7 protein-coding genes are annotated in these 12,965 nt (G+C 48.7%); all 7 read right to left on the bottom strand.

From position 1 onward, the window contains the following. Positions 1 to 76: 76 nt before the first annotated feature. The 7 genes from P6910_RS20730 to P6910_RS20700 all read right to left on the bottom strand — a co-directional run bounded on the left by P6910_RS20730 (position 77) and on the right by P6910_RS20700 (position 12,930). Positions 77 to 1,885 (bottom strand): hypothetical protein, encoded by a 1,809-nt coding sequence (locus tag P6910_RS20730; protein WP_317143155.1) that lies wholly within the window; start codon positions 1,883 to 1,885, stop codon positions 77 to 79. A gap of 182 nt (positions 1,886 to 2,067) precedes the next feature. Continuing rightward, complete coding sequence (locus P6910_RS20725) at positions 2,068 to 4,401, bottom strand: C2H2-type zinc finger protein (RefSeq protein WP_317143154.1); 2,334 nt, start codon at positions 4,399 to 4,401, stop codon at positions 2,068 to 2,070. Positions 4,402 to 4,556: 155 nt separating this feature from the next. After that, on the bottom strand, positions 4,557 to 4,886 hold the full coding sequence (locus tag P6910_RS20720; protein WP_317143153.1) for a hypothetical protein: 330 nt from the start codon (positions 4,884 to 4,886) through the stop codon (positions 4,557 to 4,559). Next, positions 4,843 to 6,783, bottom strand: a complete 1,941-nt coding sequence (locus P6910_RS20715; protein WP_317143152.1) for a hypothetical protein — start codon at positions 6,781 to 6,783, stop codon at positions 4,843 to 4,845. The genes P6910_RS20720 and P6910_RS20715 overlap by 44 nt, the downstream gene beginning before the upstream one ends. A gap of 155 nt (positions 6,784 to 6,938) precedes the next feature. Further along, positions 6,939 to 9,083, bottom strand: a complete 2,145-nt coding sequence (locus P6910_RS20710; RefSeq protein ID WP_317143151.1) for a hypothetical protein — start codon at positions 9,081 to 9,083, stop codon at positions 6,939 to 6,941. A 146-nt stretch (positions 9,084 to 9,229) separates the two neighbouring features. Next, positions 9,230 to 10,909, bottom strand: a complete 1,680-nt coding sequence (locus P6910_RS20705) for a hypothetical protein (protein ID WP_317143150.1) — start codon at positions 10,907 to 10,909, stop codon at positions 9,230 to 9,232. A 155-nt stretch (positions 10,910 to 11,064) separates the two neighbouring features. Then, positions 11,065 to 12,930: a hypothetical protein gene (locus tag P6910_RS20700; protein WP_317143149.1), complete on the bottom strand. Its 1,866-nt coding sequence runs from the start codon at positions 12,928 to 12,930 to the stop codon at positions 11,065 to 11,067. Positions 12,931 to 12,965: the final 35 nt, after the last annotated feature.

Raw genomic sequence — 12,965 nt, 5'->3', positions numbered from 1 at the left:
TCTGGTTTTCAGAGAGCAAGGATAGATCAAGAAAATAAGTGTGTGTTGCACAAGCGAGTACCAGATCGCTAGATATTCACTTTTTCTTCTTGAGAACGAGGTCATTGTCTTGGTCCACATCCACTGGCTTACGCTTTCGATGCTTCTTTTTGTGATCCGACAGGGCTTGAGCATTCATACAGGCCTGCCCGCATAGCTGTTGTTGGCCATCCTCCCCGATCAGGAGCAAGTCACAGGTTCGTTGTCCGCTGTGGTATCTGCTTTTGTGATCTGACAAGGCTTTAGTATTCAGGCAGACCTTTCTGCATGGTTGCGGCTGACCGTCCTTCCCGACCACTGTCGCGCTACAGATTTGTTGGCCTGTGTGGTCTTTCCTTTTGTGATTTGACAGGATTTGAGAATTCTTGCAGGTCTTCCCACATGGTCGCTGCTGGCCGTCCTCTGAGACCAAAAAGATGTCACAGGTTTTTTGCCCGGAGTGTGCTTTTCTTTTGTGATTCGCCAAGACTAGACCATTCTTGCAGACATTCCCGCATTGCCGCAGCTGGCCATCCTCCCCGAGCACCTTCAAGTCACAGCTTTTTTGCCTGGCGTGGATGCTGCTTTTATGAGTGTACAGATATTGAGCACAGACGAAGATCTTCCCGCAAGGTATCTGCTGGCCATCCTCCCCGACCACTTTAACTTCACAGATTTTTCGTCCGCTGTGGTATTTGCTTTTGTGTTCCGTAAGGGCTTTAGCCGTTTTGCAGACCTTTCCGCATGACCGCTGCAGGCCATCTTCACCGACCAAGGTCTCGTCACAGTTTTTTTGCCCGGTGTGGTAGCTTCTTTTGTGAGAGATCAGCGCTGTTTTATCTTTGCAGACCTTCCCGCACGCTCGTTGCTGGTCATCTGCCCCGACCAGGGTTGGGTCACAGGCTCGTTGCCCACTGTTGTCTGTTGCGCCTGTAGGGGAAAGACGAGGCAGGCTCTGGCCGCATTGGGCTGATCCTGATGTTTGCCCTGTTTCAGAAGTCCCTGTTGGGGGAGTGACAGGGGGGAGCGCACAGGAAATTCCGGTTGCTTTGTGAAGGCCCAAACCATGCAGATTGAGTAACCCATTGATTGCAACCAGATCATCAGTGCTGAGAGGCAGTTGTCCGGAGTCTGGCACATCGTAACTAACTGGCCCTGAGTGGCCTGCCGAATGTTCCAGGGAATTCAGCGGCGATTCTCTGAGTTCTCTGCCAGTGGATGATAACCCGTATCTACAAATGCCATGACAGGGATAGACGAAACAATTTAGACCCAGGGTATGTGGGTGTTGTTGAGGGTTTTCGTTACCGTCGCCAGAGTCTGAATAGGGGAACTGAGTGAAATAGCCTGAAGGGATGGTGATAGCCCGCGGGAATGGTTGGCCGGACGATTCTGATGGTGGGGCTTGTTGTGAGATATCTTCAGAGCCAGCCATCATAGTGATGATGGCAAGTGGTTGATTTAGAGTCGCCTTTTTTTGTTCAATCGGATAAAACAGTGGTGAATCGGGGTTCCAATAGCTCTTTAGAAGCCAACTGACAGTGATAAACGCTTCTACAGGCGGCCATGAATAAGAGATTGAGCGCGGAGGGGGGCTTTTGGTGATCAGGGTCAGTTCACAAGCAATCAGCAGATTCGTAGTGTACAGCCATTGCCACGTAATCGACTCAATTGAGGTGGTTTTCACGCCATAACTGTAAGGTTTATGTCGTTTGTTATCTGATGGTAAACTGGGCTCTGAATAGCTGTGTTTGTAGACAATTTCTGATGGGCTGCCCGACAATGTACGGCAGTCATGTTTTATAGAAAAGTTCAGGTTAGAAAAATCAGCATTTTGTTCAAGTTCGACAATAAAACGTCTTGTCAATGGCTTGGCCTGGCAAATGACAGATGCCCACAGCAACAGCAGTACAGAACAGAGTGAGCGTTTAATAATTCTATCCTTGCCTTCCGGAATACAGGGAGGAAGGATAGATCAAGAAAATAAGTGTGTTTTTGTATTTTCCTCATGAAAGGGTGAGTGTCCGTTCAGGAATCAAGATCATTGTCTCAATTCACATCAACAGGCTTGCGTTTTCGATGTATTCTTTTGTGATTCGACAGGTCTAAGGCACTTTTGCAGACCTTCCCGCAAAGTCGCTGCTGGCCATCTTTCCCGACTGCGGGCAGGTTACAGGTTTTTTGCCCGGAGTGGTCTCTTCTTTTATGGTCCGCCAGGGTTGAAATATTCTTGCACACCTTACCGCATGGTCGTCGCTGGCCATCCTTCCCGACTATGACCTGGATACAGGTTTTTTGTCCGGAGTGGCATTTGGTTTTGTGAGATGACAGAGATTTAGCATAACTGAATACCCTGCCGCATACCTGCTGGCCACCTTCTCCTGCCTCGATCACGTCACAGATTTTTAGTCCACTATGGACTTTGCTTATGTGATCCAGAAGGGCTTGAGCACTCATGCAGACCGAACCGCATGGTTGTTCAATGCCATCCTCCCCGATCACGGTCACTTTGCAGGCTCCTTGCCCGGTGTGAACTTTTTTTTTGTGATTCTCTAGGGCTTGCTCACTCTTGTAGACCTTTCCACATGGCTGCAGCTGGCCATCCTTCCCGGTCAAGGTCATGTCACAGGCTAGTTGCACACAGTGGAGTGTTCTTTTGTGAAACGTCAGGGCGTGAGCATTCTTGCAGACCTTCCTGCATGGCCACAGCTGGCCATCTTTTCCGGTCACGGTCAGTTTACAGGTTTGTTGTCCGGAGTGGCGTATTCTTTTGTGAAGCGTCAGGGCCATAGCATTCTTGCAGACCGTTCCGCATGGGTGCTTCTGGCCATCCTTCCTGACTACTGTTTTGACACAGGTTTTTTGTCCGGTATGGTATTGGCTTTTGTGAGATGAAAGTGCTTTTTCATTCTTGTAGACCCTTCCGCATGGCCGCCGCTGACCATTTTTCCCGATCACTGTCACCACGCAGGTTTTTTGCCCGGTATGGGTTCTTTTGTGATTTGTCAGAGCTTGAAGGTTCTTGAAGAGCTTTCCGCATAGTCGTTGCTGGCCATCTTTCCCGATCACGATCTCGTCACAGGTTATTTGTCCGGTGTGGTCCCTGTTTTTGTGATTAAACAGGGCTAAAGCATTTTTAAAGACCTTTCCGCATGGCCGTTGCCGGTCATCCTCCCCGCTCACAATCTTGTCACAGGTTTTTTGCCCGCAGTGGTATCTTCCTTTATGAGACAACAAGGCCTGAGCATTCTTGCTGGTCTTCCCGCATGGCCGCTCCTGGCCATCCTCCCCGATCACGGTCACGTTGCAGGTTTGTTCTCCGGTGTGTACTTTTCTTTTGTGATCCGACAGGGCTTGTGCACTTTTGCAGACCTTCCCGCATGTTCGCTGTTGGCCATTCTCCCTGACTACTTTTATGACACAGGTTTTTTTTCCGCTATGGTATAAGCTTTTGTGACATGACATACTTTTTTCATTCTTGAAAACTCTTCCGCATTGCTGCAGCTGGCCATCATCTCCGATCATGATCACGTTACAGGTCGTCTGCCTGGCAGGAGGCGTTTTATCTGCGGCCCCTGTAACTATTGAGTCTGAGGCGAACCCGTCCGAGGGGGCTCCATTTGTAGAACAACAACAGTGTGTATTGGTCAAACAGGGGCATGAACTTTGTCCGGGTGTTGCCAGCGTTCCACTACCGGATGAATCCGAAGATTGTCGGAATTGGCAAACGTCATTACAGGGATGGACGAAACAATTCAGACCCAAAGTATGTGAGTGTTGTTGAGGGTTTTCGCCACCGTCGGCAGAGTCAGAATAAAGAAGTTGAGTAAAATAGCCTTTGGGGAAGGTGGTGGCCTGTGGGCTTGGCTGGCCGGACGATTCTGATGGTGGTGCTTGTTTTGGAGCTTGTTCAGAGCCAGCCATCATAATGGTGATCGCAAACGGGTGATCTTGAATCTTCTTTTTTTGTCCAAACGGGCTAAACAGCGGTGAACTGGGATTCCAATAGCTTTTTAAAAGCCAACTGACAGTGATAACCGCTTCCAAAGGCTGCCATGAATAAAGGGTTGGGCGTAGAGAGGTGCATTTGGTGGTCAGGATCAGTTCATAAGTAATCAGTAGGTTCGTGGTGTAGAGCCATTGCCACGAAATCGAGTCAATGAAGGTGGTTTTCACTGCGTAACTGTCAGGTTTATGTCGTTTGTTATGCGATGGCAAACCGGGCTCTGCACAGCCGAGTAAGTCGACAATGTCTGACAGGGGGCCCGACGATATACGCAAGTCATTTTTTATAGAAAAGTGCTGTTTAGGAAAATCAGCATTCTGCTCAAGCTCGACAATAAAACGTCTTGTCAATGGCTTGGCCTGGCAAATGACGGACAACGACAGCAACAGCAGTGCTGCAAAGAGAGAGTGTTTAATAATTCTATCTCTGCCTTCCTGTATACAGAGAGGAAGGATAGATCAAGAAAATAAGTGTGTTTTTGTATATTGCTCGGAGAAGGGTGAGTGTCTGCTTAAGGATTAAGGTCACTGCCTCAATTCACATCAACAGGCTTGCGTTTCCGATGTATTCTTTTTTGATTCGACAGGTCTAAGGCACTTTTGCAAACCTTCCCACAAAGTCGCTGCAGGCCATCATCCCCGATCACGGGCAGGTTACAGGTTTTATGCTCGGAGTTGTCCCTTCTTTTATGGTCCGACAGGGCTGAAATATTCTTGCAGACCCTACCGCATGGCCGAGTTTGGCCATTCTCCCCGACCACGGTCACGTCACAGTTTTGTTCCCGGGAGTGGAAGCTTCTTTTGTGGACCGGCAAAGTTTTATAATTCTTGCAGAGAATCCCGCATGGGCCGCTCCTGACCATCCTCATCGGTCACGATCACATCACAGGCTTTTTGCTCGCTGTGTTTTCTTTTTTTGTGAGCTGACAGGGTATAGGCATTCTTGCAAACCTTTTCGCATGGCCGTCGCTCACCATCCTCCCCGACCATCATAACGTCACAGGTTTGTTGTCCGATGTGAGTGCGTCTTTTGTGCTCCTGTAGAAGGCTGACACTCTTGCAGACTTTCCTGCACGGCCGCTCCTGACCATCCTCATCGGTCACGATCACATCACAGGCTTTTTGCTCGCTGTGCTTTCTTTTTTTGTGAGCTGACAGGGTATAGGCATTCTTGAAAACCTTTTCGCATGGCCGTCGCTCGCCATCCTCCCCGACCATCATAACGTCACAGGTTTGTTGCCCGATGTGAGTGCGTCTTTTGTGCTCCTGTAGAACGCTGACACTCTTGCAGACCTTCCTGCACGGTCGCTCCTGACCATCCTCATCGGTCACGATCACATCACAGGCTTTTTGCTCGCTGTGCTTTCTTTTTTTGTGAGCTGACAGGGTATAGGCATTCTTGAAAACCTTTCCGCATGGCTGTCGCTCGCCATCCTCCACGACCATCATAACGTCACAGGTTTGTTGCCCGATGTGAATGTTATTTTTGTGATACCGTAGAGTGTCGACATTCTTGCAGACCGTTCCGCAAGGTCGCTGCTGGCCATCCTCTCCGACCAGGATTACGTCGCAGGTTTTTTGCCCGTAGTGGTGTCTGGATTTATGAAGCGAGAGAGACTGAGCACTCTTGCAGAGTTTCCCGCATGGCCGCTCCTGGCCATCCTCCCTGATCACGGTCACATTGCAGGTTTGTTGTCCGGTGTGAACTTTTCTTTTGTGATCCGACAGGGCTTGTGCAGTCTTGCAGACCGTCCCGCATGGCCGCTGTTGGCCATCCTCACTGAATACTTTTACGACACAGGTTTTTTGCCCACGATGGTTTAAGCTTTTGTGACATGACATACTTTTTTCATTCTTGAAAACCCTCCCGCATTGCTGCAGCTGGCCATCATCTCCGATCATGATCACGTTACAGATTGTCTGCCTGGCAGGAGGGGGGTTATCTGCGGCCCCTGTAACTATTGAGTCTGAAGCGAACCCGTCCGAGGGGGCTCCATTTGTAGAACAATAACAGTGTGCATTGGTCAAACAGGGGCATGAACTTTGTCCGTGTGTTGCCAACGCTCCGTTATCGGATGAATCCGAAGATTGTCGGAATTGGCAAACGTCATTACAGGGATGGACGAAACAATTCAGACCCAAAGTATGTGAGTGTTGTTGAGGGTTTTCGTCACCGTCGGCAGAGTCAGAATAAAGAAGTTGAGTAAAATAGCCTTTGGGGAAAGTGATGGCTTGTTGGACTGGCTGGCCGGAGGATTCTGATGGAGGTGCTTGTTGTGGAGTTTGTTCAGAGCCAGCCATCATAGTGGTGATCGCAAACGGGTGATCTTGAATCTTCTTTTTTTGTTCAAACGGGTTAAACAGCGGTGAACCAGGGTTCCAATAGCTTTTTAAAAGCCAACTGACAGTGATAACCGCTTCTAAAGGCAGCCATGAATAAAGGGTTGGGCATAGAGAGTTGCCTTTGGTGGTCAGGATTAGTTCATAAGCAATCAGTAGGTTCGTGGTGTAAAGCCATTGCCACGAAATTGAGTCAATGAGGGTGGTTTTTACTCCGTAACTGTCAGGTTTGTGTCGTTTGATATGCGATGGAAAAACCGGCTCTGTATAGTCGTTTTTTTCGACAATGTCTGACAGGATGTACGACAGTGTACTCAAGTCACGTTTTATAGAAAAGTGCTGGTCAGGAAAATCAGCATTCTGTTCAAGCTCAACAATGAAACGTTTTACCAATGGCCTGGCCTGGCAAATGACCGACAACGACAGCAACAGCAGTGCTGCAAAGAGAGAGTGTTTAATAATTCTATCTCTGCCTTCCGGTATACAGAGAGGAAGGATAGATCAAGAAAATAGGTGTGTTTTTGTATCTTACTCGTGAAAGGGCGAGTGTCCTGTCAAGGATTTAGATCATCGTCTCAATTCACATCGACAGGCTTGCGTTTTCGATGTGTTCTTTTGTGATTCGTCAGCTCTATGGCATTTTTGCATGCCTTCCCACAAAGTCGCTGCAGGCCATCATCCCCGATCACGGGCAGGTTACAGGTTTTTTGCCTGGAGTGGTATTTGGTTTTGTGAGAAGACAGATATTTAGCATTACTGAAGACCCTGCCGCATGTCTGCCGCTGGCCATCATCTCCGATCAGGATCACGTCACAGATCTTTTGCCCGGTGTGGGCTACTCTTTTGTGATCCGACAGATTTTGGGCATTATTGTAGACCCTCCCGCACGGCCGCAGCAGGCTATCCTCCCCGACCACGGGCACGTTACAGGTTTGTTGCCCGGTGTGCGCTTTTCTTTTGTGATCCAACAGGGCTTGGGCAGTCTCGCAGACCTTCCCGCATGGTCGCTTTTGGCCATCCTCGCAGGCTTTTGTCATTAGACAAGTTTTTAGCCCGGTGTGGTATTTGGCTTTGTGATCCGACAGTCTTTGAGCACTCTTGTAGACTTTTCCACATAGCCGCAGCTGGCCATCCTTCCCGGCCACGGTCAGGCTACAGGTTTGTTGCCCGGAGTGGATTGTTCTTTTGTGAATCGTCAGGGCGTGAGCATTCCTGCAGACCTTCCCGCATGGCTGTGGCTGACCATCCTCCGTGACTACTGTCACGACACAGGTTTTTTGCCCCGTGTGGTATTTGGCTTTGTGTCCCGACAGGGCTTCAGCACACGTGCAGACCTTCCCGCATGGCCGAAGCTGGCCATCTTTCCCGACCACGGTCTCATTACAGATTTGTTGCCCGGAGTGTATTTTTCTTTTGTGAACCGACAGGGCGTGAGCATTCTTGCAGACATTCCCACACGGCTGTGGCTGGCCATCCTCCCTGACTATTGTTACCACACAGGTTTTTTGCCCTGTGTGATATTTGGATTTGTGATCCGACAGGGCTCGAGCACACTTGTAGACCTTCCCACATGGGCGCAGCTGGCCATCTTTCCCGGCCACGGTCTCATTACAGGTTTGTTGCCCGGAGTGTATTTTTCTTTTGTGAACCGACAGGGCTTGAGCAGTCTTGAAGACCTTCCTGCATAGCAGCTGTTGGCCATTATCCCTGACGACTGTCATGACACAGGTTCTTTGTCCGGTATGGTATTGGCTTTTGTGAGATGAAAGTACTTTTTCATTCTTGCAGACCTTCCCGCATGGTTGCTGTCGTCCATTCTTCCCGAGCACTATCAATTTGCAGGCTGTTTGTCCGGCAGTGCCAGTTGAATGGTCTACCACTGTATCCTCTGAGGCTAAGGCAAGCCCGTCTTTAGAGTTGCAACGATAACAGTGTGTACTTGCCAAATGAGAGCATGAGCTCTGTTCTGGTGTTGCTCCTGTGTGGTCTGCTGAACTTTTTTCACAATCCAGCACTTCGCCAGGAGATGAATCCAAAGATTGTCGGAATTGGCAAACGTCATTACAGGGGTGGAGGAAACAATTCAGACCCAAAGTATGTGAGTGTTGTTGAGGGTTTTCGTTACCATCGGCAGAGTCAGAATAAAGAAGTTGAGTGAAATAGCCTTTAGGGAAGGTGATGGCCTGTGGGACTGACTGGCCGGACGATTCTGATGGTGTGGTTTGTTGTGGGTCATGTTCAGAGCCAGCCATCATAGTGGTGATCGCAAAGGGGTGTTCTTGCATTGCCTTTTTTTGTTCAATCAGGTTAAACAGCGGCGAATTGGGGTTCCAATAGCTTTTTAAAAGCCAGCTGACAGTGATAACTGCTTCTAAAGACAGACATGAAAAAGCGTTTTGGCAGAGAGAGCTGTCTTTGGTGGTCAGGATCAGTTCATAAGCAATCAGTAGGTTCGTGGTGTAGAGCCATTGCCACGAAATCGATTCAATGAAGGTGGTTTTCACTCCATAACTGTCAGGTTTATGTCGTTTGTTATGCGATGGCAAACCCGGCTCTGCATAGTCGTTTTTGTCGACAATGTCTGACGGGTTGCCCGACAATGTACTCCAGTCACGTTTTATAGAAAAGTGCTGGTCAGGAAAATCAGCATTCTGTTCAAGCTCGACAATAAAACGTCTTACCAATGGCTTGGCCTGGCAAATGAAGGACAGCGACAGCAACAGCAGTGCTGCAAAAAGTGAACATTTAATAATTCTATCCTTTCCTTCTGGTACACAGAGAGGAAGGATAGATCAAGACAATAAGTCTGTTTTTGTATTCTCCTTGTGAAAGGGCGAGTGTCCTATCAAGGATTAAGGTCATCGTTTTAATTCACATCAACAGGCCTGCGTTTTCGATGTGTTCTTTTGTGATTTGACAGGTCTATGGCATTTTTGCAGACCTTCCGACACGGTCGTTGCTGGCCATCTTCCCCGATCACGGTCATGCTGCAGGTTTTTTGCCCGGTGTGGTATATAGTTTTGTGAGTTGACAGAGAGTTAGTATTCTTGAATACCTTGCCGCATGCCTGCTGCTCACCATCCTTCCCGACCTCGATCAAGTCACAGGTTTGTTGCCCGCTGTGGACTTTGCTTTTGTGACTCGAAAGAGATTGAGCATTCTTGCAGACCTTCCCGCACGGTCGCTGCTGGCCATGTTCCGTGACCACGGTCACGTCACAGGTTTGTTGTCCGGTGTGAACTTTTCTTTTGTGATCCATCAGGGCTTGAGAATTCTTGCAGACCCTCCCGCATGGCCGTGGTTGACCATCCTCCCTGACTACTGTCAAGACACAGGTTTTTTGCCCGGTGTGGTATTTGGCTTTGTGATCCGACAGTGCTTGAGCACACTTGTAGATCTTCCCGCACGGGTGCTTCTGGCCATCCTCCCTGACTACTATTACGACACAGGTTTTTTGCCCGGTGTGGTATTTGGCTTTGTGTCCCGACAGGGCTTTAGCACACTTGTAGACCTTCCCACATGGCCGCAGCTGGCCATCTTTCCCGGCCACGGTCTCATTACAGGTTTGTTGCCCGGAGTGTATTTTTCTTTTGTGAACCGACAGGGCTCGAGCATTCTTGCAGACTTTCCCGCATGGTCGTTGTTGGCCATTCTTCCCGGGCACTATCACGTTGCAGGTTGTTTGCCCGGCAGTGTCAGTTGTATGGGCTTCCCCTGTATCTTCTGAGACTGAGGCAAGCCCGTCTTTAGAGTTGCAACGATAACAGTGTGTACTTGCCAAATGAGAGCATGAGCCCTGTTCTGGTGTTGCTCCTGTGTGGTCTGCTGAACTTTTTTCACAATCCAGCACTTCGCCAGGAGATGAATCCGAAGATTGTCGGAATTGGCAAACGTCATTACAGGGGTGGAGGAAACAATTCAGACCCAAAGTATGTGAGTGTTGTTGAGGGTTTTCGTTACCATCGGCAGAGTCAGAATAAAGAAGTTGAGTGAAATAGCCTTTAGGGAAGGTGATGGCCTGTGGGACTGACTGGCCGGACGATTCTGATGGTGTTGTTTGTTGTGGGTCATGTTCAGAGCCAGCCATCATAGTGGTGATCGCAAAGGGGTGTTCTTGCATTGCCTTTTTTTGTTCAATCAGGTTAAACAGCGGCGAATTGGGGTTCCAATAGCTTTTTAAAAGCCAGCTGACGGTGATAACTGCTTCTAGAGGCAGCCATGAATAAGGGTTTGGGTGTGGAGAGTTGTTTTTGATGGTCAGGATCAGTTCATAAGCAATCAACAGATTCGTAGTGTAAAGCCATTGCCACGAAATCGACTCAATGAAGGTGGTTTTTACTGCGCAACTGTAAGATTTATGTCGTTTTTTATGCGATGGCAAGCCGTGCTCTGCACAGCCTTGTTTGTCGACAATGTCTGAAGGGCTGTCCGACAATGTATGCCAGTCATGTTTTATAGAAAAGTGCTGGTCAGGAAAATCAGCATTCTGTTCAAGCTCGACAATAAATCGTCTTGTCAATGGCCTGGCCTGGCAAATGATGGACAACGACAGCAACAGCAGTGCTGCAAAAAGTGAACATTTAATAATTCTATCCTTGCCTTCTGGGGTACAGAGAGAAAGGATAGATCAAGACAATAAGTGTGTTTTTGTATTCTCCTTGTGAAAGGGCGAGTGTCCTATCAAGGATTAAGGTCATCGTTTTAATTCACATCAACAGGCTTGCGTTTTCGATGTGTTCTTTTGTGATTTGACAGGTCTATGGCATTTTTGCAGACCTTTCCAGAAGGTCCCTGCTGACCATCTTTCCCGGTCACGGTCATGCTGCAGGTTTTTTGCCCGAAGTGGTCTCTTCTTTTATGATCCCACAGGACTGAATGATTCTTGCAGGTCATCCCACATCGCCGTCGTTGGCCATCCTTCCCGTTTATGACCACGTTACAGGTTTTTTGCCCGCTGTGGACTTTGCTTTTGTGACTCAAGAGGGCTCGAGTATTACTGCAGATCGAACCGCATAGTCGCTGAATGCCATCCTCCTCAGCTACTTTTACATCACAGGTTCTATACCCGCTGTGGATGAGGCTTTTGTGAGTCGACAGTGATCCTGCGTTCTTGAGGACCTTTCCGCATGGCCGCTGCTGGCTATCCTTCCCAAGCACGGTTACGTCACAGATTTTTTGCCCCGAGTGAGCCTTTCTTTTGTGATTCGACAGATTTAGAACATTATTGCAGACCTGCCCGCATGGCCGCAGCTTGCCATTCTCACCGAGTACTTTCCAGTCACAGATTTTTTGCCCGCCGTGGACGATGCGTTTATGATTCGACAGAGATTGAGCGTTCCTGAAGATTGTTCCGCACGACTGCTGCTGGCCATCCTCCCCGACCATTTTTACTTCACAGGTTTTTAGTCCGCTGTGTTTTTTGCATTTGTGATTCGACAGAGATTCAGCGTTCCTGAAGATTCTTGCGCATGACCGCTGCTGGCCATCCTCCCCGACCATTTTTACTTCACAGGTTTTTTGTCCGCTGTGTTTTTTGTATTTGTGATTCGACAGGGCTTTAACAGTCTTGCAGACCTTTCCGCATTGCTGTTGCTGGCCATCTTCACTGACCAGGGTCAGGTTACAGATTTGTTGCCCGCAGTGGTAGTTTCTTTTATGACTGGACAGTGCTTTTTCATTCTTGCAGACCTTCCCGCATTGCCGTATCTGACCACCTTCGCTAAACACTACAACATTGCAGTTTGCTTGCCCTGCAGGGGGCGTTAAATCGACTGCCCCGGTAGCCATTGAGTATGAGGCGACCCCGGCTACAGAGTTGCAACTATAACAGTGTCTGCTGGTCAAATAGGGGCATGATCCAGGCTCGGCTGTTGCTCCTGTGGAGTCTGCCGAGCTTGCTACTGAGTTGAGTGCTCCGCTACCGGAAGAGTCGCAAGATTGTCGGAATTGACAAACGCCATGACAGGGAAGGACGAAACAATTTAAACCCATAGTATGTGAGTATTGTTGAGGGCCTTCGTTTCCGTCACCAGAATCAGAATAAAGGAGATGGTTGGAATAGCCTATAGGGTGGGGGGGGACTTGCCGGGATTGCTGGTCGGATGATTCTGATGGCTGGCCTTGTTGTTGGTCATTTCTAGCATCGGGCAACGCTGTAGTGATCGCAAACGTGTGATTTTCACTCGACTCTTGTTGTCCAGCCGGGTTAAACAATGGTAAATCCGGGTTCCAATAGTTTTTTAAAAGCTGGCCGATAGCGATAACCACTTCTATAGGTATCCAGGAACAGTGGTGGGAGCCCGGACGGGTGTCTCTGGGGGTAAGGATGAGTTCATAAGCAACCAGCAGATTCGTGGCGTAAAAAGATTGCCACGAAATCGATTCAATAAGGGGCGTTTTGACCTCGTAACTGTCAGTTCTTTGTCGTTTATAAACTGCTGACAGGTTGTCCAACAGAGTGTGGTAGGCAGACCTTATAGAAATGCTCTCGTTTGTAAAATAAGCATTCTGTTCAAGCTCGACAATAAATCGTTCTGTAGATGGTTTGGCATGACAGATAACAGACAACGATATCAACAGCAGTGTTGCACAGAGTGAGTGTT

The sequence above is a fragment of the Endozoicomonas sp. 8E genome (assembly GCF_032883915.1).
GTDB lineage: Bacteria > Pseudomonadota > Gammaproteobacteria > Pseudomonadales > Endozoicomonadaceae > Endozoicomonas_A.
Note: the sequence above shows the minus strand (reverse complement) of the source record. Positions and strands in the feature narration are given on the sequence as shown.

Bases quoted from the DNA above. Each gene is read 5' to 3' on its own strand.
- P6910_RS20720 (WP_317143153.1), bottom strand. From the start codon at position 4,886: ATGGTCAGGAGCGGCCCATGCGGGATTCTCTGCAAGAATTATAAAACT.